We start from the raw sequence: 24776 nt of genomic DNA on the forward strand, positions 1-24776 counted from the left end.
TCGCGATTGGTCATGGAGTCGATCACGGACGAGCGACCGAGAACTGCATGGCCTGCGGGGTTCGATCCTCGGCCTCGCGGCAAATCGCAAGCACGTTGGCCAGCACGGCGCGAGTATTGCGGGGATCGATCACGCCGTCATCCAGCAGGTGCGCACTGGTGGTGAACACGCTCATCTGACTGTCAAAGCGGTTGACAATGCGGTCCGACATCTCGTCCAGCTTTGCCTCGTCTACATTCCCCTTGCGACGCATGCCGGCTTCGCTAACGATCCGCATCGTCTGCGCAGCTTGCTCGCCGCCCATCACGGCGGTCTTGGCGTTGGGCCAGCTGAAGCAAAAGCGCGGGTGGAAGCCTCGACCACACATCGCGTAGTTGCCTGCGCCGTATGACGCGCCACAGTAGATCGTGACCTGCGGCACCGTTGCACTGGTCACGGCCTGAATCATCTTGGAGCCGTGCTTGATGATGCCGGCCTCTTCGTAGGAACGGCCCACCATGAAGCCCGTCGTGTTGTTCAGATAGAGGATCGGTGTGCGGGATTGGCAGCAGGCTTGGATGAAGTGTGTGGCCTTCGACGCACCGGCTGGATCGATGGGGCCGTTGTTTGTAATCACGCCGACGGGAAAGCCCTCGATCTTGAAGTGCCCGCATACAGTGGCGCTGCCGTACTCGGGGCCGAACTCCAGGAACTCGGAATCGTCGGCGATGCGCGCGATCACCTGCTTCATGTCCACGGGTCGCTTGGGGTCCGCTGGCATGATCCCCAGCAGTTCCTCAACGTCGTAGCGCGGCGCCTTGTGCGTACGCGTCCGCTCCAGCGGCATGCCACGGTTCCAATCAATCTGCCCCAGGATCTCGCGGGCGATGCGCAGGCCGTCCCGATCGTCCTCCGCCAGGTAGTCACCGAGGCCCGATACAGACGTGTGCATCACGGCGCCGCCCAGTTCCTCTTCCGTCGCGACCTCGCCCGTCGCTGCCTTGAGCAGTGGGGGGCCTGCCAGAAATGCCCGCGAGCGCCCGCGAACCAGGATGATGTAGTCCGACAAGCCGGTTTGATAGGCGCCGCCCGCAGTCGAGGACCCGTGCGTGACGGTCACTACCGGCAATCCTGCCGCCGACAGGCGTGCCAGGTTGCGGAAGACATTGCCACCGCGCACGAACTCCTCGACACGGTACTGCATGAGGTTAGCGCCCGCGCTTTCCACCAACTGGACGTACGGCAGCTTGTTCTCCAGCGCGATCTCCTGGATACGGAGTTGCTTGTCCAGGCCCATGGGCTGCAGCGCGCCTGCGTCGATGCCGGAGTCATTGGCGCAGACCATGCATCGGATGCCGCTGACGAAGCCGATGCCCGCGATCACGCCGCCACCGGGAACGCTCCTGCCAAGTTCGGCCGTGTCAAGGCCCAAGCCTGCGAGAGTGGACAACTCGAGAAATGGAGCGCCGGGATCCAGCAGCAGCGAGAGGCGTTCGCGCGGCAACAACTGCTGGCGCTTCTCGAAGCGTTCGCGCGAGGCGGCGGACTTCTCATGCGTGCGCCGTTCATACACGCGCAGTTGCTCGATAAGTCCGAGCATGTGGTTGCGATTGGTCGTGTAGGCAGAAGCGCTTGTGGAGACAGTGGATTCGATTTGAGGCATGGCTGCTTGGTTCAAGGATCAGTTGCGGCGACCTCGTCAGCGTAGGCTCAACAGTTCGCGCAATCTTGCGCAAAGCGGTTGATCGGGCGCCGCGACATGCATCGAGATCCGGACTAGGACCTGGACGCCAGGACACGCCATTTCGGAAGCAGAAAGGCTGGCCTGTAGCTCGTCTTGGTTTGCCGGAAATTCGCCAGCCCCAGGTCCTGCTCGAAGTTGAGCCAGTCCACGGCAGGCCCGTCACCGGAACTTCCGCTGGCCGCGAAGTGGTGGAACATGTATTGGGCGATTCCCTTGAAGCGCGTCAATCCCTTGGCAAACCGCACTGCCCAGACGCCCTCCTGTAGGGCTTCAGCCAGCAGGAAGCCGGCCGGCTGTCCGTTTGCGCGGTACAGGAAGCCCATGAGTTGCAGCTCAGGCGCGAGCGAGAGGGCTTCTCTGCAGGCGGCTTCGTCCGCATCGCCTGGGGCCTTGCTCTTGTCCTGCATCCAGCCATCGAGCACGCTCAGGGCGGCATCGCGCAGTCGGGCGCCATAGGGTTCGGCGTCAATTTCGTGCGTCGCCAGAAGTTGCGACATCAAGTTGGCCTTGTTTCGGAGCAAGCGCCCTCGATAGCCGTGGAACTGCTGCGCACCATAGACGTAGTCCGCGTCGTCACGGTGCTGTGCCAATTCGAAGCCGGCTTCGCGAACAACTTCAGCTTCGCGCTCGCACAAGGGAAAAAGCGCGCCATGTTGGATCACCAGGGCGCGCAAGACCTCTGTCGGTGCACTCCGCAGGTCGAACAGCGGCAATGCCAGTCGCTGTCCGTCGTAGGTCACACCACTGATGTACGGCCATGGAGCGTCATGCCAGAGCCACTGGTGGGCATGACGAAAGAGCCAGAGGTTGCCGAAAGTAAGGTCGGCTGGGGTGCGTTCGGCCAAGCCTTCGGTGCGTTGGGCGAGCAGTGGAGCGATGCGCGGGGCGAGCGCCAGAGTCAGCTCGACGCCTTCGGAGCAAGCCACGGCCAACTCATCGTTGCGAGGTCCGCGCGCCCGGTGCCGGCCCGTCCGCGGGTTCGCCGGCGAAACACTGCGCCAGTTGGGTCCATCGATCCGCCGATCCTCCGGACCACATCAATCGTGTGTCCGCGCGATTGCGCCGTTGCGTCACGAGCAGAACGAAGTCGAGTGCCGGCCCTCGCACCCACTGCTCGTCGGAGGGCTCGCCCCACACCCAACGCTCGCCGCCGGGCGCCTGCAACTCGACATAGGGCGTGGGCTGAGGGACTTCGAGCTTTCGATTGATGAATGTCCAGCCGTAGGTCGTCACGCCGAGATGCGCGATGTGCTTGAGAGCAGGGCCTTGTCTCCGCTCGCGTCCGAGCATGTCCCAGATGTCCTGACCGTGCGCCCAGATTTCCATCAGCCGAGCGGTTGCGAACGATCGGGCGCTCATCGTCGGGCCATACCAGGGAAGCCGGGACTTCGCATCCAGATCGGCGAGGGCGGTCGCCAAGGCTTCATGGCGCTGGCGCCATTGCGGCAATAGAGAAACTCCATCCAGATGGCCATAGCGGCGTCGGGCGATGGTGCTGATTTCATTGCCGGCCCCGAGCTCGCGCGATAGTGCGGCCCGGTCGGCTTCGAAGGTCGCCGCATCGCTGACTGCCCGCAGTGCGGTCTCGTCGAAGAACAGCAGGTGCGCTACCTGGTCCCACGGCGTCCACGCATGGAATTCGGTGGGCTGGTGCCATTGTTCTGGAGACAAGGACTCGCAAAGGTCCGCGAGAGTGCGGTGTTCCACCACGAGGTCGGCGCTCAATTCATTCATGGTGGCGACCTCTAGATGCCAAGTTGCCGGGCCGCCAGATCCTTGAGGATTTCCTCGGAGCCGCCGCCGATCATCATCACCTTCGCCTCGCGATAAATGCGCTCGGAGCGGGTGCCACGCATGTAACCCATGCCGCCAAGGATCTGGACTGCCTGGTCGGCGCAGAACTGCATAGCCTGCGTCGATAGGATCTTCGCCATGCAGGCCCGGGCCACCAGTTGCTCCGGATCACCATGCCGGTGCTCAAGTCTCCACGCCAGCTCATAGACCAGTGTGCGGGCGGCGTCGATCTTCAACGCCATGTCTACAAGTTTGTGGCGGATGACTTGCCGCTGGGACAGCGGCTGTCCGAACGTTACCCGGTCATGCGCCCATGCCAGCGCCTCGTCGAGGCAGGCCTGGGCGAAGGCACAGGCGGCAGCCGACATCGACAGCCGCTCGCTGTTGAAGTTGGTCATGAATACCTTGAAACCCTGGTGCTCGGTGCCCAGAAGATTGCCAACCGGTACGCGCACATTCTCGAAGTGCAGGTGGGCGGTGTCGGAGCACCACCAGCCCATCTTCTTCAGCGGCGTGCGTGTCAGCCCAGGCGAATCGCCATCCACCAGCAGGGCCGACACGCCACTGGCGCCCTTGGAACCCGGATCGGTACGCACGGCGACCGTGATGAAGTCGGCACGCATGCCGGAGGTGATGAAGGTCTTCTCGCCGTTCAGCACATAGTGCTCACCGTCTCGATGCGCGGTGCATCTGAGCGATGCGACATCGGATCCGCCGCCGGGTTCGGTGACGGCCAGCGCGGCGATCTTTTCACCGGCCAGCACGGGCGGCACGACCCGCCGCTTGAGCGCTTCACTGCCATGTGCGGCCACGGGTGGCAGTCCGATAGTGTGCGAAAGCAGCGAGGCCTGCACCCCGCCACAACCCGCGCGTGCCACCTCTTCGATCGTGACGAGGCAATAGAAGATGTCGGCGGGCGTGCCGCCGAGCGCTTCGTCATAGCCGATACCGAGCGCGCCCAGCGCGCCGAACTTGCGATAGAGATCACGAGGGAACGTCTCCGACTCGTCCCAGTCGTTGGCGAAAGGGACGATCTCCAGATCGACGAATTCGCGCAGCGTTGACCGGAAGCTTTCGTGCTCGGCGCTGAAGTAGTGAGGGAGGGGACGTGTTTCAATCATGAGCCGCATCTTCGTGCGGCGCGACATGCCCGTCTTGCGCAGAGCGGCTGGTGTGTTCGACGTCTTGCCGAGGACCACTAACTAGAGCGCAGGCGCCTGCGCGATGATGCGCAGCTTGCGGGATCCCGCGATGATGTCCTTGGGCTTGAGTCCATACGCCTGGCGGATCGAATGGCTGAAGTGCGTCGAATCGGGATAGCCGATGTCGAGCGCGACGTGTACCAGGCTGGCGCCAGTGTGCACGTAGTGAAGCAGGCTGCGGGCCCGTTTCCAGGCACGCACGTTACGAATCGGGATGCCCACCTCTTGCTTGAACAGATGCCGAAAGCGCGAGAAAGACAGGTTCACGCGCGAAGCGCACTCATCGGAGGGGACAGCACCCGAGGGGTCGTTCCGGATGGTCTCCAATGCCGTCGCGATGCGCTGGTCCAGTGGGCGTGTCGGCAGCGGCTCGCCAAAAAAGGCCGGGTCGAAGTCGGACGGGCGCAGATCTGGCGCGCCCCCCTGCGAAGCGAGTCGGCGATGCACGTCGCGAACATGCGCGGCGAACTCCGGTGCATGCACCGCGCCGCAACGGCGCAGCAGGGCCGGCAGCTTGCCCATGTCGACCGTCTCCGGCTCGATCAACACGTTGAGCACGCTACGGCCTTCGCAAGCGATCTCGTATGGGACGTACGGCTGCACGATCGCGACTTCGGTCGATTGCCATTCACCCCCCTCGATCCGCACGCTCAGGCGACCATCGATCGCGACGTACGCGATTATGGCACCTTGCGTGTGCATGCTCCGGGAGCCAAGAAGCCCAGCGTAGAAGAGGCGATCCGTCGTGATCCACATGACACGGTCGGCGCTCGTGCAGCTCTGCGGAACGAACGCGTTTTCGTTTGCCGCCGTGATGAAGCTGTCTCTGGGTTCGATGGAGTCTCTCATTTCGCGTTCACACTCTTTCGATCGAGTTTGCTCAGGCACCCTTGAGAGGAATGATGGGCAGCAGAATGAAGGGCTCGTTGCCCTTGTCGAAGTGCAGCGTGTTCTCGCCGCCGAAGATCTCCGGCGGCCGATCTTGTGGATGCGCGTGGCGAAACGGACCGACGCCCGTCATCGGGTACGGCTGGTCTGAGAAGCCGGCGTCGCCCAGCCCGTGGTCGTAGTCACAGCCTCGAATGTTGAGAGCCAGCGTGTAGCCCGGAGGCACCACGATGCTGGTCGGCAGGATCTCGATATCGAGTACGACCGGCTCGCCAGGTACAAGCGGCTGCACCTCGTCGTGCGTGTGGTAGGGGCGATACGGGAGCGATTTCGCCTTGTCCAACTTGCGATGCGAGGCACGCAGCCAGCCCAGTGCGATCGGCACGCGCGGATCGTTGGAGCCAACGAACAAGACTTCTTTGCCGTCCGGCGCGAACAGCCGCAGCGCCAGGAAGATGTCGGCATCGACAGTGCGGGAAGACACCACCAGCCTGACGGCCACGGGGCCGGTGATCTCCATCTCTTCGGCAGCAGGAGGCAAGGTGAAGCTGATCCCGTTGTCCGTGGTCTTGTAGGAGATGCTGGCGCCGGTGCTCGGTGTGGTGCCCAGGGTGCGGGTGGCGGGTTCCAGGTAGTACCTGGTCCACTGCGTGCGGGCCAGCGGCCATTCCTGTTCGTCGCGGATCGTGAAATGCTCGCCCGGCCGACGAATCTGCAACTGCACCGGCGGCTGGCGGTCCCAGCCCGTGTCCTTGCCTTGCAGGAAGTGTCCGAGGAAGCGCTTCTGCAATGCGACGCCCTCGGCGCGGTAGAAGGGACTGAAGTGGCTGTTGCCATGCACCTCCAACCATTTCTGGCTGGAGCCCGCCCCCACATAGCCTTCGAAGTTGCCGCGCGGGTGAACACCCATGCCACCCCAGTTTGCGGCCGACAGCAGAGGCACCTGGATGCGGCTGACGTCAGGTTTGCGCCCGGCATAGAACTCGTCGTCCAGCGGGCGGTTCAGTGACTCGTTGGACATCTTTGGGGCACGCTTTGCAGTCAGTTCCTCATCCGACAACGTTTCTGGACCGCAGACCAGCTCACCGTTGTTCGGATTGCGCGCGCCACGCTCGCCATAGCCGTGCTGTATCCGCAGCACCTGACGCTCATACCAGCCTTCGCCGAATTGCGAATAGATTCCGCCATGCCGCGCGGCGTCCCGATAGCGGTCGACGAAGCCTTCCCATACGCAGATGGCGGCGAGATGCGGAGGCCGCAGCGCTGCAACGTACCACTGGTTGGTCGCGTAGTAGGAAATGCCGTTCATCCCGATCTTGCCGTTGCTCCAGGGCTGTGTCGCCGCCCATTCGATGCATTCGTACAAGTCTCGTGTTTCTTGCTCCGAAGTGGGGTCGAGTACGCCCGGCGAGCGGCCTGCTCCACGACTGTCGACCCGGATGCAGATAAAGCCGTCAGGCACCCACTTCTCGGGATCGACGACTTCCCAGTTCATGTACTTGTTCGACGAGCCTTCGGCGATGTCGGGGAAGTCGCGCACCATGCGGTCATACGCACTCTTGTAGCCCACCTGCATGGGCACGCCCTTGCCATAGGCTCCGTAGGAAATCAGTGCCGCATAGCGGCCAGGTGCCTGCGGGAGAAAAACATCTGCACGCAGGACGATGCCGTCGCTCATCGGAATCGGCACATCCCAGAGGATGCGCATGCCATCGGCGTACACCGCCTCGGGCATGTCGTTGGAAAGCGCGTTGTCGGCGCAGGCGCGGTTCGGGTTCGATTGACTCATTCTGATCTTTCCTTCTGAAACTCAACTGATCTGGATTCCCAATGGCGGCAGGATCTTTCGGAAGCGGTCGATTTCCGAATCGACATAGGCCTTGAAGTCGCGCGGCGGCATCATCTCGACCACGCCGCCGCCTTCCTTGATGTACTGCTGATACTTGGGGTCCTGCCCGAGCTTGACGAACATGGCATAGAGCGAACTGACAGCAGCTTCGCTCATGTCCTTCGGGCCCCATATGCCCGACCAGGCAGGAATGTCGGGCACGTCCAACCCGAACTCGGTGAAGGTGCGTGTGTCGGGGATGATCGGCGAGCGCGCATCTCCCGAGAGTCCAAGCGCCCGCATCTGCTTGGCTTGAATCCAGCCCTGCGCGGCGACCGGTGCAAGAAAAGTGCAGTCGACGACGCCTGAGATCAGGTCGTTGCTTGGCGCGCCCTTGTAAGGGACGTGAACCAACTCCACGCCGACGTTCTTGCAAAAGAGCGAGGCCATGATGTGAGTGGGATTGCCTAGGCCCGAGTTGGCGATCGTGAATTTCCCCGGGGACGCCTTCGCGGCATCGACGAACTGCTGCAGGGTCTTGAAGCGAGAATTCGCGCCGACGAGCAATGCCCATCCAGAGTAGACGGCCAGCCGGGTGATGGGCGTGAAGTCTGCCTTCGAATCGAAGGGCAGGTTCTTGTAGAGCGCCGCATTGGTCGTATGGCCCGCGGAGTTCAGCAGCACCGTGGTTCCATCCGGCTTCGACCGTGACACATCCAACGATCCGATCACCGCTCCCGCACCGGGCTTGTTGTCGATGATGATGGGGCGACCGCTCGTGGTTTCGAGGGTGTGCGCCATCAGCCGGCCGGTGACATCCATTCCGGATCCCGCGGGAAAGGGAACGACAATCCGCAGGACGTCCGACTTGCTGGTTTGGGCCATGGCGGGCAATGCGCTGCCGAGTACTGCGCTGATCAGCGTTCTGCGATTGATCTTCATCGCTTGTCTCCGGATGTGGTTTCAAGGAAAGCGGGCTTGTGGAAAGACCTTCCTCAAGCCGCGCCATTTAGAACCAGTCGCCTGCGACTTCGCGCATCAATGCGTAGAGGCGACTTTGCCCTTCGAAGCCGATGCCTGGCCTCTGGGGAGAGGGCATCCAACCGTCGGACACGTGGCAGTCGTCCGCGTAGCCGCCGAAAGCACCGAAGAATCCCGGATAGGCTTCGCAACCACCGAGTCCCAGACCGGCGACAAGCGCGAGGGACATTTGATTGCCGCCGTGCGGGAAGTGCCGGGAGGCATCCCAGCCCTCCGTCGCGAGTTCCTTGACGAGGTTGGCATACGTCGCGATGCCATAGATTTGCGGTGGGTCCATCTGCAGATAGTCAAGGTCTTGGCGCCATCCACCGAATCGCACCTGGTTCCAGACGTCATGGGGGCTGAACAGGTTCTCGCCCGTCGCGAGCGCTCCGGGATAAGCCTCTGCCACTGCAGCCGCAGCGCGGAAGTCGTTCGGATGGCAGGGCTCTTCAAACCAGCGCAGGTCGTATGGAGCCAGGGCGCGGGCATACTCCAGAGCCTCCTGGGTGGAGAAACGCCCGTTGGCATCGACCGAGAGGCGATCTGGATCGCCGAGGAGCTTCAGCGCCTCCTCGACGCGGCCGATGTCTTCCGGCAGGGACAAACCGCCCACCTTGATTTTCATGTGGGTGTATCCCGCGTCGATGTGGCGCTGGAGCTCCTCGGTCACGTCGCCAGGTTTGCTGTCAGGCCGGTACCAACCGCCACCGACGTAACAAGGTACCCTGGCTTGCATTGGGCGTTGCCGCCACACTTGAGAGATCAGCTCTGCCAGCGGAACACGTCGAGCTTTGGCTGTGGCGTCCCACAGGGCTGTCTCGATCGTGCCTAGCGGCACCGACCGTGCGGCGTCGCCGCCCGGCTTTTCGCCAACAAGCATGCACTGCAATGCCTTGGAAGGATCGAGAAATCCTTCGGAATCGAGCAAGGACTCTGGCGACACCTGCGTGAGTCTGGGTATGAACCGAGCCCGCATCGGTTCCCCGCATGCGTACCGGCCGATGGAGTTGAAGGCGTATCCGATGACGGGCACGCCATCCACAAACCTGTCGGTTCTCACCGCGACAATCGAGACTGTCATCTCCGCGAAAGAGAAGACTGAATTGCGCAGATCGCTGCGCATGGGCAAGGCAGCCTCGCGTACTTCCAGGATGCGCATCTCTAAGTCATCTCCAATGTGATATTTCGAGTCTTGACGAGGCTCCGGATCCGAGCAACTTCCGTCTCCAGGAAGGCGGCGAATTGCGTCGGGCTCATCGTCTCGCCGAGCAGGCCGCCAGCGTTTTCGAAACGCGCTGCCATACCGTCGGCTCGGCTGATCTGTGTGAAGGTCTTGTTCAGTTGGTCGACGATGGCTGTGGGAGTGCCGGCGGGAGCGAGAACACCAACCCACGACGACGCCAGATCAAGGCCGGGCAGGCCCGCCTCCGTCATCGTGGGTACCTCGGGCAATTGGGGCACGCGTGCACGGCTGAAGACGGCCAACGCCTTCATCCTTCCCGACTCGATGTGCGGCAGCGTCGAGGTGAGTCCGTCGATGCTCATGTCGACGGAGCCTCCGATCAGGTCCACCGCCACTGGGCCGCTGCCCTTATAGGGGATGTGATTGAGGCTGATGCCGGCGGCCTCAGACATCGCCTCGATGGCGACATGCTGGTTGCTGCCGGTGCCGGCCGACGCGCACTGCAGCTTGCCCGGTCGAGCCTTGGCCAGTGCGACCAGCTCGCTGACCGATCTCGCGGAAACCCGATCCGGGTTGATCACCAGCACGAAAGGCGTGAAGCCGATCAACGAGACTGGCACGAAGTCCTGCTTTGCGTCGTAACTCAGCTTGCGGGTGATCGCCGGGGCAATGGTGTGTGAATTGGTGTGGCCCCACAGCAGTGTGTAGCCGTCAGGCGGGGACTTCGCAACGACCCCGGCAGCAATCGTGGAAGCGGCGCCGCTCCGGTTTTCGATGATCAGGGGTTGACCCGTCAGCGCGCGAAATTGATCGCTGAACAGTCGAGCAGACACGTCTGTGAACCCGCCAGGTGGAAAACCAACCACCAGTTTGATCGGCCTGTCCGGATAGCCGCTTGAGTGGGCTGGCAAGGCCGCGAGGCCAGCCGCCCACGCGAGCATGTGCCGCCGGTTGAACATCGACATCGTCAGTTTCCTTTCGTTTTTGCGTCAGGCCGCCAGGCCATTGATGCTCTGCGCCGCGGACCACAAGGCGATGGAATGCCGATTCAGTCCGAGTCGGCCGCAACCACGCTCCGCAGGATGCCGAGGCGCTCGACTTCGCATTCGACGACGTCGCCTGGCTTCAGCCAGACTCCGTCGCCGAGGCCACCGCCCGCGGGCGTGCCTGTAGCAATCACGTCGCCTGGCCACAAGGTCATGCCCTTGGAGACCTCCGCAATGAGAGCTGGCACTTTGTGAATCATCTCCGCAGAGTTCGCGTCCTGACGCAGCTTGCCGTTGACTCGGCACTGCTTGCGCAGTGGATAGGGTTCCGGCAACTCGTCGGTAAGCACGAGCACCGGGCCCATCGGGCAAGCGGCATCGAGGCCTTTCGCTTGCGTCCAATTTTTTCCGTATGACGTGTTGAGATCAGGGTATCCATCGTTCATCTGGAAGTCCCGGTAGCTGACGTCGTTCAGCACCATATAGCCTGCCACGTGATCGAATGCCTGCGCTGCATCGATATTCCGGCCGCCCCGACCGATCACGATTCCGATCTCAACTTCGTGATCGAGTTTCTGGGACGCACTGTGCGCAACGATCGTGTCGCCGGGATTGGCGACGCTGCTGGTTGGCTTCTGAAAGAAGAACGGCTTGGCCGGAACCTTGACCTTCGCCTCTTTGTCGTGACCGTAGTAGTTGACCACGTGCGCGAGGATCTTTGAGCCGGCCTCAAAGGGTGCCAGCAGGCGCAGCGATGCCATGTCCAAGGCTGGCAGTTGGCTTCGATGGGCAATGGTTGAGGCGATCTCACGCAGTGCAGCGCCGCCGGCGACGAAGAGGCGCAAGTCACTGGCCGCTGGCACGAACCAGTCAAGGCGCTGCTCTTGAGCTGCGGCAACCAGATCGACGACTTTGTCGTCGGCGGCGACAAGGCCAAGGCGAGGTCCAAGAGGAGAAAGAAATCGGGCGATGCGCATATGATGTGATATTAAAGTTCGATACGTGATAAAAAGTATATATTTTTATTGTGGATATGCCAGTTCGCGTTTTTACCTAGATTTGCTCAATATCGTATATAAATGAAAAATGAACAGCCTTGACGTTGGCGCAATCGCCGCAGTCCCGCCCCAGACCGACACCCTCCGCGCTTACCATCACTTTCGGGAGCAGATCTTGCGGGGGCAGCTTGAGCCCGGGACGCGGTTGCGGCTCACGCACCTTGCCCGGCAGCTTGGGCTGAGCGCGATTCCGGTTAGAGAGGCGCTCAACCGACTGACGCGTGAGCAGCTGGTGCAACACGAGGAGCAGCGTGGCTTTACCGTTTCACCTGCATGCACCGCTGACTTCGAATCGCTGACTCTCGCACGTATCTGGACGTATGAGGCCGCGCTGAGGGACTCGATCAAGCACGGCGGCAACGCTTGGGAGGAAGGGGTCGTTTTGGCGCTACACCGATTGAGCAAAGTCCCGCGATACCTAATCGACGCGGACAACCGTCGCTCGCTCAACCCAGACTGGGATGCACCTCACAAGGCGTTTCACCAGGCGCTGATCTCAGGCTGTCGGTCCGATCGAATGATTGCTCTTTGCGCTGACTTGTTCGACCATGCGATTCGGTATCAACATCTCGCGCGAGACAGAGACTACGGTGCACGCGAGCAAGAGCACGATGCGATTGCAAGGCTTGTGATTGATCGGCAGGCTGACGCCGCCGTGGACGCACTGTCGGCGCACCTCCAGCACACCCACGGGCTGATTGTCGGCAGCACTAAGTGACCTGGTTGCCGGGAGCACGTGCGGTGGGCCGATCGCGGGCTTGGCCCCTTAGAGTCGGTATATGCGTTGGGCAGTACCGTAGAACATCGCGTGTTGCTCATCTTCCGAGTAGCGTTTTGCAATCTTCTTCATCGCATTCCAATACACAGAGTATGGGAGCGATCGGCGATCGACTGGGAAGTTGCTCTCGAACATGCAGCGAGCAGGGCCGAAACACTCGATCGCGTGGTGGTAGTAGCGTGCCTGCGCCTCGACCAGTTCGTCAGAAGTAGCAGGCGTCTCGCGCTTGTTCCACCCAAAGCCGTTGTCGGGCATCGCGAGGCCGCCGATTTTGGCGACGACGTTTGGGCACTTGGCGATCTCGGCGATGTCATGCTTCCATTGCTCGAAAATCGTTTCACGCTGTGTGGCGTAGGGGCCAACCCCAAGGGGGGTGCCGAAGTGGTCGAGCACCATAGTGGTCGCCGGCACTGCGCGCGCTAGTTCAGCAAACGCTGGGTTCTGATGGTGGTAGTGCCAGGTGTCGTAGGTGAGTCCGAGTTCTCCAAGCATGGACACGCCCACCCGAAAGCCGGCATTCGCATAAAGTCCAGCGGGCGCATGCGGCCGAATGGTGAGCATGTCCGCATTTGCTTCAAACGCGCCGGCTTGTCGAATACCGCGGAACAGGCCGCTTCCGGCTTGCTCGTGCGCGTGCAGTACGGATCTGAGCTCTTTCTCGGGAGCACGAAGGTCGGCGAAACCGACGATTGCCGAGACGATGGCCCCACCGCCGCCTTCGAGGCTGGCTCGCGCAATGCGGGCAATGAACTCGGTCTCGCCAACCGGCCGCATGGCTTCCGGCCCGCCGTCGCGGTACGAGGCGCGGGTTTCGACGAACACGGTCTTCTCGATATTGTGGCCCGACTGGGTGTCGTACCAAAAGTCCGCCAGCAGGTACGCTGGCCGAAGGGCCGTCGCCGGCCACAAGTGGTGGTGCGGATCGATGATCGGCCGTTGAGGATCGATGGCCGCTTCGTGTGCCAGCGCGAGCCATGCCTTGGATCCCGGTGCAGGTCGGTTCTCAGTCATGGGGACGTCTGCGAATCCAAGAAGTCGAAGGCGAACTGATGCTCATCGAGGCGCGGAGGCTTTTGTCGATAGGTCGCCGGAGTTCGCGCTAGGCGAATCGGAGACGCGATTCCCTGATAGTCCTCGATACGCACCAGCATGCCGCGATGTTGCGTGTGCGGATGATTCAACGCCATGTTGACGTCGAAAACGCTGGAACATGGCACGCCGGCCTTCATCAGACGATCAGCCAACTCTTGTCCGTCGTGGTCGCGCATGAGTGCAGCCAACTCCTTGCTGAGTTCGACACGGTTGGTTGATCGGTCCCGATTGGTGCGAAACTTCGACTGCTCGGCCAACTGGGGGGCGCCAAGCACTTCGCACAGTCGCTGAAACTGCCGCTCGTTTCCAACCGCCAAGAAAATTGGTGTCGTGCGTGTCGACACGGTCTCGTAGGGTGCTATGTTGGGGTGAGCGTTGCCCGTTCGCCGCGGAACTTTCCCTGAAGCCAAGAAATTCGCCGTGTGCGGATGCAGAATCGACAGGGCGCAGTCGAAAAGCGATAGTTCCACATGCTGTCCGCGGCCACTGCGCTCGCGCTCATGCAGGGCCATCGTGATGCCGATCGTGGCGTTCAAGCCTGTGACGAGGTCCACAATGGGGATGCCAACGCGTGTCGGGGCGCTATCTGGCTCTCCATTGACGCTCATGATGCCGGACATCGCCTGAACCGCCGCGTCATAGCCAGGCAGCCCGCCCAAGGGACCATCGCTTCCAAAGCCCGAGATGCTGCAATAGATCAGTCGCGGAAAGCGATGGGCGATCTCCTCGTAAGCGAGGCCCCATTGCCCCATCGTTCCGGTCTTGAAGTTCTCGACCAGCACGTCTGCTCGCGCCAAAAGCTCCAGCACGCGATCGCGTCCTTCGGGCTGCGAAAGGTCTAGGCACATGGCGCGCTTGTTGCGATTTACGCCTTGAAAGTATGAGGCTACGTCGTCGAGGAAAGGAGGTCCCCAGGTGCGAGTCTCGTCTCCTGTCGGAGGCTCGACCTTGAGCACGCTGGCGCCGTGATCGGCCAGGATCTGAGTGCAGTAGGGCCCGCTCAGGACGCGAGAGAGATCGACAATGCGCAGTCCTTGAAGGGCGCCTCGGGGGGTTGCTTGAGCCATATTGTTCATCGGTAGTGCTCGTGACCCGCAGCACGGTTATGCGCGGATATAGCCCGTCTTCACGGTGGTATAGGACTCAGCAGCGCAGAAGCCGTTGCTACCGCGCGTGAGCGGCTCGCCGCCGACGATGCTCCCTTCTGCGCTGCGGGCCAATGCAATATAGGAAAGGTCCCGCTCGAACTGTTCGCGACTGGCCATCGGCCCAATCTGCGAATCGACATCGAGCGAGTGGCCGATACGAAGCTCAGAAATTTTGCGCCGCATCTCGGCGATGAAGCGCTCATAAATGCCCTTCGTGGCGACACCCGTGCAGCCGTGCTCACGTCGCGCTTCGAGCAGGACGCAGTGTCGACGCAAGACTTCGGCCTCATGTTGCGGAGTCAACGCTGGAAGCGCCTAGAAGATGTCTGGCTCGCCTGCCGGAGCGCCCTCGGCTGGCAACAGGAAGTCAAAATCGCATCCTTGGTCGGCCTGAAGGATGTGTTCGATGAACAAGCGCCCATACCCGCGTTCAAAGCGTGGCGCAGGGGCGGCCCACTGCGCCCGGCGCCCTGCGACTTCTTCGTCGCTGACTTCCATGGTGATGCTGCGTTTGGCGACGTCCACCGACACCACGTCGCCCGTGCGTAGCAAGGCGAGGTTTCCCCCCACGTGCGATTCCGGGGCGACGTGCAGGACGCAGGCGCCGTAGCTGGTCCCGCTCATGCGCGCATCGCTGATGCGCAGCATGTCGCGCACGCCTTGCTTGAGCAGTTTGGTTGGGATGGGGATCATTCCCCACTCTGGCATGCCCGGGGCACCTTGGGGGCCGGCATTGCGCAGCACGATCACGTGGTCCGGCGTCAGAGTCGTTTGCTCGTTGTCCAACTCCTTCTTGAGGCTCGGATAGTCGTCGAACACCACGGCCGACCCGCGGTGCCTCAGGAACTTGGCGTCCATAGCGCTGGGCTTGATCACGCAGCCATTGGGGGCCAGGTTGCCGCGCAGCACGGCGAGCGAACCTTCTGAATAGACTGGGTTGTCGAGCGGACGGATCACGTCTTCGTTGTAAACCTGGGCGACAGCGATGTTGTCGCCCAGGGTCTTGCCCGAGACGGTCATTTGGTCCAAGTGAAGAAGGTGCTCCAGGCGCTTCATGAGACCTGGCAGGCCACCGGCATAGTAGAAATCCTCCATCAGATAGGCGCTGGTGCCGTTCGGCCGGATGTTTGCGATGACCGGCACGTCCCGGCTGATGCGGTCGAAGTCTTCCAGGCCGATCGCGTGACCGGCCCTGCGAGCCTGGGCAACAACGTGCACGATGGCGTTGGTCGAACATCCCATGGCCATGGCCACGATGATTGCGTTCAGGAAAGCCTCACGCGTCTGGATGGTTTTCGGTCGAACGTCGCGGTGCACCATCTCCACGATGCAGCGGCCGGCCTCGGCAGACATGCGCTGATGGCTCGCGTCCACGGCCGGGATTGAGGAGGCCCCCGGTAGCGCCATGCCCAGCGCCTCGATGATGGCGGCCATGGTGCTGGCTGTCCCCATGGTCATGCAGGTGCCAGGGCTGCGGGCAATGCCACCCATGATGCCGTTCCACTCGGCCTCTGAGATGAGGCCTGCGCGTCGGTCGTCCCAATACTTGAATCCGTCGGATCCAGAGCCCAGCGTCTTGCCGCGGGAGTTGCCGCGCAGCATCGGGCCGGCCGGCAGAAAGATTGTGGGCACGCCCGCGCTGGTGGCGCCCAAAAGCATTGCCGGGCCGGTCTTGTCGCAGCCGCCCATGAGCACCACACCATCCACCGGATAGCAGCGGATCATCTCCTCCACTTCCATGGCCATCATGTTGCGGTAGAGCAGCGCTGACGGTTTAATGAGAGAGTCGTTGAGCGAAATCGTGGGCATCTCCAACGGGAAGCCACCGCTTTGCAACACACCACGCTTGACGTCGTCCACCCGCTGGCGGAAATGCATATGGCACGGATTGAATTCTGACCAGCTGTTGAGGATGGCGATGACTGGCTTGCCCTCCCAGTCCTTGCTGTCGTAACCCATCTGCATGAGCCTGCTGGCGTGCATGTAGCTGCGCATGTCCTGGTTGGCAAACCAGCGCCGGCTGCGCAGTTTCTCGAGTTGGGCCATAGGGATATCTCCATTTGTCTTCGGAATGGACAGGACTTGTGGCGGCACCGTTGCGTCACTCGTCGGCATGAAGAGAAGAACACTTCAATCATTGCTGCAAGGAATAATGGGCAGGAGCAAGAACGGCTCGCGGCCTTTCACGAAGTGCAACGTGTTGTCGACATCGAACACCTCGGGCGGCCGGTCCTGTGGATCCTTGTGGGTGAACGGTCCCACCCCGGTCATGCGATATGGGGCATTCGGGAGAGCCGCATCACCCAGGCCGTGCTCATAGTCGCAGCCGCGCACGTTCAAAGCAAGTGTGTAGCCGGGCGGTATCACGATGCAGGTCGGCACGATCTCGATGTCCAGGACCACCGGCTCGTCGGGAATCAGGGGCTGCAGTTCGTCGTGCGTGTGATACGGGCGGTACGGCAGCGACTTGGCGTTGTCCAGCTTGCGATGCGAGGCGCGCAGCCAGCCCAACGCGATGGGGACGCGCGGATCGTTCGAGCCGACGAATAGGACTTCCTTGCCGTCTGGCGCGTACAGCCGCAGCGCGAGGAAGACGTCTGCGTCTGCCGTTTTTGAGGAAACCACCAGTCGTGCCGCGATGGGGCCAGTGATCTCGAGTTCATTTTTGGCCGGCGGGAGCTTGAATACGATCCCGTCGGCCGTCGTGTTGTAGGAGATGCTGGCGCCGGTGACTGGTGTCGCACCCAAGCTGCGCGCGTCCGGATCCAGGTAGTACTTGGTCCATTGCGTGCGTGCCAGCGGCCATTCCTGCTCGTCGCGGATCGTGAAGTGTTCTCCCGGGCGCCGAACATGCAGTTGGACCGGTGGCTGGCGGTCCCAGCCCGTGTCCTTGCCCTGTACGAAGTGAGCCAGGAAGCGCTTCTGCAGTTCGACGCCCGACTTACGATAGAACGGCGTGAAGTGCGAATCACCGTGAACTTCGAGCCACTTCTGGGAAGAGCCTGCGCCCAGATACCCCTCGAAATTTCCCCGCGTGTGCAGGCCCATACCGCCCCAGTTGGCAGAGGACAGCAGCGGTACTTCGATGCGGCTGAGGTCAGGTGTTCTTTCCTTGTAGTAGTCATCGAGCAACGGGCGGTCAAGCACCTCATTGGAGGCGAGGCTCAGGCGGTTTGCGGCAAGCTCTTCGTCGCTCAGTGTCTCGGGGCCAGCGACGAGTTCACCAGTATTCGGGTTGCGATAACCGCGCTCGCCGTAACCGTGCTGCAGCGGAGCCACCTGCCGGCGATACCAGTCGGCGCTGAACTGCATGTAGATGCCGCCTTGGCGAGTCGAATCCCTGTATCGGTCCATTGCGCCTTCCCATACGCAGATGGCGGCAAGATGCGGGGGCCGCAGCGCAGCCACCCGCCACTGAGTAGTTGCGTAGTAGGAAATGCCATTGAGCCCAATCTTGCCATTGCTCCAGGACTGGGTCGCTGCCCACTCGATGCATTCGTAGAAGTCCTGAATCTCTCGCGAAGACAGCGTGTCGAGCACACCAGGGGATCGCCCGGCGCCGCGGCTGTCGACGCGAATACAGGCGAAACCATCGGGTACCCATTTCTCGGGGTCCACGACTTCCCAGCTCTGGTACTTGCCGGTTGAGCCCAGGATGTCCGGTGCGGCGGTGATCATGCGCGACCACTGGCTCTTGTAGCCGACTTGAAGCGGCAGTCCCTTGCCGTAGGGACCGTAGGACATGATTGCGCCATAGCGACCAGGGGCTTTGGGCAGGAAGATATCAGCGCGCAGGACGACGCCGTCGCTCATCTTGATAGGCGCGTCCCAGAGGATGCGCATGCCGTCCGCATGGACTGCTACTTCTTCGCTCGCAGTCGCACTTTGGACGCGTGGTTCCGTCGCCATTTTCTCTACCTCCTGTTACTGGGAATTGCTTGGGAAAAACGTAGCTACCCAGCGCGAAGCGTTTCGCAGCCGTCGATGCGCATGACTGTGTTTGATCTTGCGTGAGATCCGCGGCTTCAACGCGTAGGCTCAATATTGGCCGCCTTGATCAACTTGCCGTAGCGCAATTTCGTTGCCGATGAACTGTTCAAGCTCCTCGGGTATTGCAGCCGCGCGCCCTTGGCAGCCCGGGTGGGTTCATTGGGTGCCTCCTTCGGGACGCGATTGTGCGAGCGCACTTGAGACCTGAAAAGCATAGATTTCGAGGAGAGTCCATCTAAAAAGGGCATGGAGTGCGCCGTACTCCATAGATGATGAAGCTGCCAAGTACAGGCGAAAGTTCCCCATCGAAGTCAGTAACACGTGCTCGCGTTCCGCCTTGGCTCCAGCAGCTCGCGCAGCGTCTCGGCCTCAGGTCACGAGGTTGTCTTGCTGTATGCGAAGCTCGCTGCGATGCTGAGTCTTCATCGAATGCGCACGCTCTTGCTCAAATTCCGCACGATGCAAGTGAACCAATTGCGAGGGTTGCTTTACGGCATCGCCAGAACAGACAGCCCTGGCGTGACAACTTTGCTGTGGCGACCTGAGTGGGTCATACAAGATGGTTGCTGTGACAGCGAAGGAGGGACGCCGATGCTCAGGCTAAGGCACCAGCCTCCAGGCGCCTTTCTCCAGTCGAATGACAACGACGGACGGCTGTTCTAGGCCATAGGGCTGGCCCGGCCTGAAGTTGTAGGTGCCGTTCGCGCCGGCAAGTGCCTTCGTGCTGACGATCGCATCGCGCAGGGCGGCATGGAACTGCGGCGTGCCCGGTTCGACTTTGCGGTCCACGCGCGCTGCGGCGCTGGCGAACAGAAGCCATGCATCGAAGGTGTAGGCCGAGAAGGCGTCCTCCGGCAGCGTGCCATGCAGGCGCCGATACACGCGTCGAAATGCCAGGGCAGGTTCCCGTGCTGCATTGCTCGCTGGCAGCTCTTCCGCAACCATGACGGGCCCGCTCGGCACCATCAATCCATCCGCTGCCGCCGCCGCGACACGGACGAAGTCGACGTTGATCAAACCGTGGGTGCCGTAGATGTGGCCCTTGTAGCCTCTGTCCTTCAAGGCCAGATAGGGCAGGGCGCCTGGCGAGCCGGAGTTGCCTGCAAACACGGCATCCGGCCGGGCGGCCATGATCTTCAGCACCTGGCCCGCGACCGATGCATCGGTGCGGCCGTAGCGCTCGTTGCCCACCACCTTGATTCCGGCAACATCGGCGCTTTTCACCAGGGAGTCGTAGGCAAGATCGCCCAGCGCGTCGGCATAACCGATGAAGGCGACGGTCTTCACGACGGATTTTTTCATGTGCTCAACCACGGCGTTGACCATCACCGGGAAGGCTTGCGAAACGGTCACTGTCCAGCTGCTGTCGGCCGCCGGCAGATTGAACGGCGTCGGCGAGATCAAGGGCGTCTGCATCTCTCGTGCGACAGAGGCCATCGCCAGCGATCCGGGAACGCCCGAAGTGCCGATCAGCACATCGACCTTGTCCTCGCTGATGAGCTTGCGCGCGTTCCGGGCCGCCGTTGTGGGGTCGGAGGCGTCATCGAGCACGATCAACTGCACCTTGCGTCCGGCGATCTCCGGATGGAGCGCAAACGCGGCACGAATGCCCTTCTCGTAGGGGATACCCAACGCAGAAAGCGGCCCCGAGAGCGAACTGCTCACACCGACCTTCAGGTCGGCGGCGTACGCGGAAGTGAGAGCAAGCGCCGCAGCGAGCATGCTCGCACAGCTCAGCATCGGTTTGCTGATATTCATTCGTTCTCCTGACGTGTCCAGACCTTTTCGCGCACCAGTTCCGCAATCTGGATCGCATAGCTCTGGAACAGCTCGTTCTTTCCGATGGGGATCGACCGGCGATGCTCGGGATCTCGCATCCATGCGCGCAGCGCCTCCGCGTCGCGCCAATATGAGAGCGAGATCAGCTTGCCCTCGTTGTCGCGGCTCAGGAAGCTTTCCTTGGAGACGAAGCCGTCGATCTTCGCCGCGGCAACGAGCAGCTCCGCAACCATTTCGCGGTTGCGTTGTTCCATTCCGGGGAGGACCTTGAATTCGATGATGCAGATCAGCATGGCGAGTGTCCAGTTAGGCAAACTGCTCAGCCGCCAGGGCGCTCAAGGCCTTCCGGTCGACTTTGTTGATGGGGGTCTTCGGCAATGATGGAAGCCGAAAGTAGCGAGCCGGCTGCTTGTAGCGTGCGAGCCGCTCCGCGCAATGTCGCTCCAGCTCAGTCTCGCGGGTCGCGTCATCCATGCCCGGACGGGGAACCACGAAGGCGAGCAGGATCTCCCCGCGATAGCTGTCGGGCTTGCCGACAACAGCCGCTTCGAGAACGCCTGGGTGCTCCTGCAGGACTTCCTCGATCTCACGGGGATAGACGTTGTAGCCGCCCACGATGATGAGGTCCTTCTTGCGACCGCGGACGAACAAGTGCCCATCGCCATCGATTTCCCCGAGGTCGCCGGTGTACAGCCATCCATCCCGCAGGGTCTCGGACGTCTCGGCCGGCAGATTGCGGTATCCCTGCATGAGCTGCGGGCCCTGCGCCCTGATCTCGCCGCATTCACCGGCACCCAGCAATTGCCGCCCCGTTTCGGCATCGACGATCTCGATGCTTGTGCCAGGCAGCGGGAGCCCGACGGAGCCGGCTTTGACCGAATGGCCAGGTCCGTTGAAGCTCAGCACGGGGCCGGCCTCGGTCATTCCGTAGCCCTCGTAGATGGCGACCTTGACCGTTTTCTCCCAGCGGCGCAGCACCGCGAGCGGCAGGGCCGATGCACCCGAATAGCACATGCGCAAGAACGACCAATCGGTACTTTCAAACCGGGGATGCGCCATCAGCGACACGTAGATCGAGGGACTCCCCGGAAACAGAGTGATGCGGTGGTGTTCGATGGCATCGAAGAGGTCGTCGCGGCGGAATGCGGGCAGGATGACCAGGGTGCCCGCGCATCGCGCCGCAAGATACAGCCCCATCGCCATTCCGTACGAATGGAAGAGCGGCATGGCGCAGAGGATGCGTTCACCATCAGGCCGCGTGGGAAGCATTGCTTCTCTCTGCTCGACGTTTGTGCGCAGCGCCGCGTGTGTGAGATTGACGCCCTTCGGCCGTCCCGAAGTACCGCCCGTGTATTGAAGAAGGGCAAGGGAAGAGGGGGCGAGCTCCGGCGGCAAGTTGTCGGTGTCCAGATCGCCACTGCTTGCCTGCCAACGACCTTTGGTCATCCAGATCACCGACAGGCCCAGGGATTCGGCCAGCGGGGCCACCAGATCTTGCAGCGCCTGGTCCGCGATGACCGCGTCGCAGCCGGCATCCTGCAACTGGAAATGGAGCTCGCGCGCGGTGTACTCCGGATTCATCGGCAGCATCTGGGCTCCCGACGCCAGCACGCCGAAGTGGGCAATGCAGGCTCCGAATCCATTTCGCAGAATGACCGCCACGCGGACCGGCGTCGTGGCTTCCCGCAGATGATTGGCAATGGCGATGACTTCCCTGCAATAGTCGAGGTAGCTCATGGTCTCGCCCTCGCAGACTAGCGCGGGTCGGTCCGGCGTCTGCATGGCCGCCTGTATCAACAGTTCGACGACGGTGCCCCGATATCGCTCTACAAGATCCTTGGGGGCGGTCATGAGGCGACGTCACTCACGTGCAGCACGAGCGCCATGGCTGTATCTCCAGCGGCGCAGCCGGTGAACAGCCCGAGTCCTCCTCCACGCATCTCGAGCGTCTCGATCAGCTCGATGATGGCGCGCAAGCCGGTCGGCGCCTGCGGATGCCCCCACACCAGCGAGCAACCGAACGCGTTCATGTCGAAAAGGGAGAGTCCGGTCTCCCGTGCGAGGACGATATCGTTGACGGCGAAGGGATTGTGCGTGGTCACCGCATGCAGTTCGTTGAAGCGCATGCTGGCCCGTTCCATGGCCTGCTTCGCGGCCGGCACCGGCGCATACGGCATCTGCATGGCCTCGGCGCGCGCCTGGCCCATGGCAAGGATTTCGATCTGCACATCCGGCCGGGCGCTGAGCTCGCGTGCCCGGTCGCGTGTCGCGATCAGCATTCCCGCGGCTCCGTCCGCCGGGTGGGTCTGGGCGCCGTAGGTCACGGTGCCGTCCGGCATCACGGGCTTCAGCCTGGCGAGGCCTTCCCGTGTCGTGACATGAATGCCTTCGTCGCCGGACAGCGTCGCCACCGACTTCTTGAAGCTGGTATCGGGCACATCGAACGGAAGTTGCATGAAGCGGCGATGGAAGGCGCGTTCATCCACGAGCGCGGCGGCGTACTGTTCGTAGCGGTGCAGCACCAGCTCGTGCTGTTCCTCGAGCGATATTTCGAAGCGGGCGGCCACGGATTCCGCGGTGCTCAGCATGGACCGTGACGTCCAGGGATCGCGCTCGAAGGAGCCCGTCACCCAGCTCTCATGCTCGCCCGTACCGCCGATGCCACGTGGATCGGGGTAGTAGAGCTGCGGCCCGTTGGACACGCGGTCCGCCGCCAGTACCAGTCCGCAGGCGGATGCGCCGGTCGTGACCTCATACGCCGCCGATGTCAGGCAGCGCACGGAAGTGGCGCAGGCTTGGGCAATGGTCGGCCCCGCCAATGCCGGCATGCCGGCCAAGGCCGCGACCCACGGCAACCCATAGAAGGCGCCACGCTGTGGCACGGTGGTGCCGAGCACGCCGAAGTCGATAAGGGACGAGTCGATGCCCTTCGCGTCCAGCGTCTTGCGCGTGAGCCAAGCGCAGAACTCCAGGCTGTGCAGGTGGGACAGGCTGCCCTGCCAGCGCGCGAAGGGCGACGACCAGTAGGCACCGTAGGGAATGAAGGCGCGATTCATCGCTCGGCTCGCCAGGTGCCGCCCTGAGCACGCACCATCACGCGCGCGCGGCTATCGAGTCCGTTGTGGTTGGCGGCTGTGATGCGGTAGATGCCGTTCGTGCCGATCAGGCCCGACGTCTGCGTCTCGAGCGCATCACGCAGCGCCAATCGGAACTCAGCGGTGCCGGGTCTGGCCTTGGCCAGCGCTGCGGCGGCCGCCTTGTCCAGCAGCAGGTAGCCGTCGTACGCCCACGTGGCGAACGCGTTCACCGGTCCTGGCCGTTCCAGCCTTCCATACAAGGCGGCAAACTTCAAGGACGCCGCCTTGACCGGATCCCCCTCCGGCAGGTCCTTGTAGACCACCACTGGGCCGATGGGCGCCAGCGCCCCGTCGATACGGGAACCGCCTACACGCAGGAAGTCGTCGTTGACGACGCCATGCGTGTGGTAAATCGGGCCTTTGTAGCCACGCTCGACCAGTGTCAGGTGCGGCAAGGCGGCTGGCGTTCCGGTGGCGCCGACCAGCACGGCATCGGGCTTCAGCGCCACGGTCTTCAGCACTTGGGGCATGACCGACGTGTCGTTGCGGGCGAAGCGCTCATCGTTGAGCACCTTGATGCCGTACTTGCCGCTGAGGGACGTCAGGCTACGGTAGACCTGGTCGCCCCAGGGCTGCGAGTAGCCGATGTAGCCCACTGTCTTGACGTTGTTCTTCTGCATGTGCTCCAGCACGCCGCCGATCATCAGGTCGGCCGACTGGGGCACGACGAAAACCCAGGGGTGCTGGTTGGCCGGAACGTCCATCGGAGCGAGCGAGACGTGCGGCGTGCGGCTTTCCAATGCGACATCGGCCAGCACGAGCGAACTGGGCGTGTTGGAGGAGCCCACCAGCACATCGACGCGATCGGACAGGACCAGCTTGCGCGCGTTCTTCACCGCCAATGAAGGATCGGTCGCATCGTCGAGGATGGTGTAGCGAACGGGCTCGCCGGCTAGCTTGTCCGGCAGGAGGCTGATCATGTCGCGCTCGGGACCGCCTTGCGACGAAGCGGCGCCGGTGATGCTGAGCACGACGCCGACGTGGATCTCGGCCCAGGCTGTCGTGCTCATCCAGCCGGCGAGGCAGGCGCTCGAACACAACAGCAGGAGCTTTCTCAGGATTCTCGGTGCGTTCACAAGGTGTCCTCCGCGACGAAGTGGAACGAAGCGTTCGGCGCAGCATAGGCGAGGGTTTCGGCCTGCAGCGCCAGGATCCGAAAAAGTGATA

The 24776-nt window shown here is 62.4% G+C and carries 21 protein-coding genes; 1 reads left to right on the forward strand and 20 read right to left on the reverse strand.

Features of this window, described 5'->3' with window-relative positions; genetic code table 11:
• Positions 1 to 22: 22 nt before the first annotated feature.
• The 10 genes from AC1DMA_RS22030 to AC1DMA_RS22075 all read right to left on the reverse strand — a co-directional run bounded on the left by AC1DMA_RS22030 (position 23) and on the right by AC1DMA_RS22075 (position 11604).
• Positions 23 to 1642 carry an acyl-CoA carboxylase subunit beta gene (locus AC1DMA_RS22030; RefSeq protein ID WP_478145486.1) on the reverse strand — a complete coding sequence of 540 codons (1620 nt, stop codon included), beginning with the start codon at positions 1640 to 1642 and terminating at the stop codon, positions 23 to 25.
• Positions 1643 to 1755: 113 nt separating this feature from the next.
• The gene (locus AC1DMA_RS22035; protein WP_478145487.1) at positions 1756 to 2649 is read right to left on the reverse strand and encodes a phosphatidylglycerol lysyltransferase domain-containing protein; all 894 of its coding nucleotides are present in this window, start codon (positions 2647 to 2649) and stop codon (positions 1756 to 1758) included.
• A 7-nt stretch (positions 2650 to 2656) separates the two neighbouring features.
• On the reverse strand, positions 2657 to 3457 hold the full coding sequence (locus AC1DMA_RS22040; protein WP_478145488.1) for a TIGR03084 family metal-binding protein: 801 nt from the start codon (positions 3455 to 3457) through the stop codon (positions 2657 to 2659).
• 11 nt (positions 3458 to 3468) lie between these two features.
• Complete coding sequence (locus AC1DMA_RS22045; RefSeq protein ID WP_478145581.1) at positions 3469 to 4638, reverse strand: acyl-CoA dehydrogenase family protein; 1170 nt, start codon at positions 4636 to 4638, stop codon at positions 3469 to 3471.
• 81 nt (positions 4639 to 4719) lie between these two features.
• Positions 4720 to 5568, reverse strand: coding sequence for a helix-turn-helix domain-containing protein (locus AC1DMA_RS22050; protein WP_478145489.1), 849 nt, complete (start codon positions 5566 to 5568; stop codon positions 4720 to 4722).
• A gap of 31 nt (positions 5569 to 5599) precedes the next feature.
• Positions 5600 to 7396, reverse strand: a complete 1797-nt coding sequence (locus AC1DMA_RS22055; RefSeq protein WP_478126135.1) for a CocE/NonD family hydrolase — start codon at positions 7394 to 7396, stop codon at positions 5600 to 5602.
• 21 nt (positions 7397 to 7417) lie between these two features.
• Positions 7418 to 8377: a Bug family tripartite tricarboxylate transporter substrate binding protein gene (locus AC1DMA_RS22060; RefSeq protein ID WP_478126136.1), complete on the reverse strand. Its 960-nt coding sequence runs from the start codon at positions 8375 to 8377 to the stop codon at positions 7418 to 7420.
• Between the two features lie 67 nt (positions 8378 to 8444).
• Positions 8445 to 9617: an enolase C-terminal domain-like protein gene (locus tag AC1DMA_RS22065; protein WP_478126137.1), complete on the reverse strand. Its 1173-nt coding sequence runs from the start codon at positions 9615 to 9617 to the stop codon at positions 8445 to 8447.
• A gap of 2 nt (positions 9618 to 9619) precedes the next feature.
• On the reverse strand, positions 9620 to 10606 hold the full coding sequence (locus AC1DMA_RS22070; RefSeq protein WP_478126138.1) for a Bug family tripartite tricarboxylate transporter substrate binding protein: 987 nt from the start codon (positions 10604 to 10606) through the stop codon (positions 9620 to 9622).
• 83 nt (positions 10607 to 10689) lie between these two features.
• Entirely contained in the window at positions 10690 to 11604 is a 915-nt protein-coding gene (locus AC1DMA_RS22075) for a fumarylacetoacetate hydrolase family protein (protein ID WP_478145490.1), read from the reverse strand.
• A 109-nt stretch (positions 11605 to 11713) separates the two neighbouring features.
• Between AC1DMA_RS22075 and AC1DMA_RS22080 the strand changes: the two genes are divergently transcribed.
• A complete protein-coding gene (locus AC1DMA_RS22080; protein ID WP_478145491.1) occupies positions 11714 to 12403 on the forward strand; it encodes a GntR family transcriptional regulator in 690 nt (229 codons plus the stop codon).
• 48 nt (positions 12404 to 12451) lie between these two features.
• On the opposite strand, the gene AC1DMA_RS22085 is transcribed toward AC1DMA_RS22080, so the two are convergent.
• The 10 genes from AC1DMA_RS22085 to AC1DMA_RS22130 form a co-directional block, all read right to left on the reverse strand.
• Positions 12452 to 13474 (reverse strand): amidohydrolase family protein, encoded by a 1023-nt coding sequence (locus AC1DMA_RS22085; RefSeq protein ID WP_478145492.1) that lies wholly within the window; start codon positions 13472 to 13474, stop codon positions 12452 to 12454.
• A complete protein-coding gene (locus AC1DMA_RS22090) occupies positions 13471 to 14622 on the reverse strand; it encodes a CaiB/BaiF CoA transferase family protein (protein ID WP_478145582.1) in 1152 nt (383 codons plus the stop codon). The genes AC1DMA_RS22085 and AC1DMA_RS22090 overlap by 4 nt, the downstream gene beginning before the upstream one ends.
• A 36-nt stretch (positions 14623 to 14658) precedes the next feature.
• Entirely contained in the window at positions 14659 to 15006 is a 348-nt protein-coding gene (locus tag AC1DMA_RS22095) for an aldehyde dehydrogenase family protein (RefSeq protein ID WP_478145493.1), read from the reverse strand.
• 12 nt (positions 15007 to 15018) lie between these two features.
• Positions 15019 to 16749 (reverse strand): L-arabinonate dehydratase, encoded by a 1731-nt coding sequence (gene araD, locus AC1DMA_RS22100; protein WP_478145494.1) that lies wholly within the window; start codon positions 16747 to 16749, stop codon positions 15019 to 15021.
• A gap of 84 nt (positions 16750 to 16833) precedes the next feature.
• A complete protein-coding gene (locus AC1DMA_RS22105; protein WP_478145495.1) occupies positions 16834 to 18612 on the reverse strand; it encodes a CocE/NonD family hydrolase in 1779 nt (592 codons plus the stop codon).
• Positions 18613 to 19293: 681 nt separating this feature from the next.
• Positions 19294 to 20451 (reverse strand): ABC transporter substrate-binding protein, encoded by a 1158-nt coding sequence (locus tag AC1DMA_RS22110; RefSeq protein WP_478126145.1) that lies wholly within the window; start codon positions 20449 to 20451, stop codon positions 19294 to 19296.
• A complete protein-coding gene (locus AC1DMA_RS22115) occupies positions 20448 to 20765 on the reverse strand; it encodes an antibiotic biosynthesis monooxygenase family protein (RefSeq protein ID WP_478126146.1) in 318 nt (105 codons plus the stop codon). Before AC1DMA_RS22115 ends, AC1DMA_RS22110 begins: the two co-directional genes overlap by 4 nt.
• Before the next feature lie 13 nt (positions 20766 to 20778).
• Complete coding sequence (locus AC1DMA_RS22120; protein ID WP_478126147.1) at positions 20779 to 22323, reverse strand: AMP-binding protein; 1545 nt, start codon at positions 22321 to 22323, stop codon at positions 20779 to 20781.
• Positions 22320 to 23528, reverse strand: coding sequence for a thiolase family protein (locus tag AC1DMA_RS22125; RefSeq protein ID WP_478126148.1), 1209 nt, complete (start codon positions 23526 to 23528; stop codon positions 22320 to 22322). The genes AC1DMA_RS22120 and AC1DMA_RS22125 overlap by 4 nt, the downstream gene beginning before the upstream one ends.
• The gene (locus AC1DMA_RS22130) at positions 23525 to 24685 is read right to left on the reverse strand and encodes an ABC transporter substrate-binding protein (protein WP_478126149.1); all 1161 of its coding nucleotides are present in this window, start codon (positions 24683 to 24685) and stop codon (positions 23525 to 23527) included. Before AC1DMA_RS22130 ends, AC1DMA_RS22125 begins: the two co-directional genes overlap by 4 nt.
• Positions 24686 to 24776 lie beyond the last annotated feature (91 nt).

The organism is Variovorax sp. 05N34, assembly GCF_056397405.1.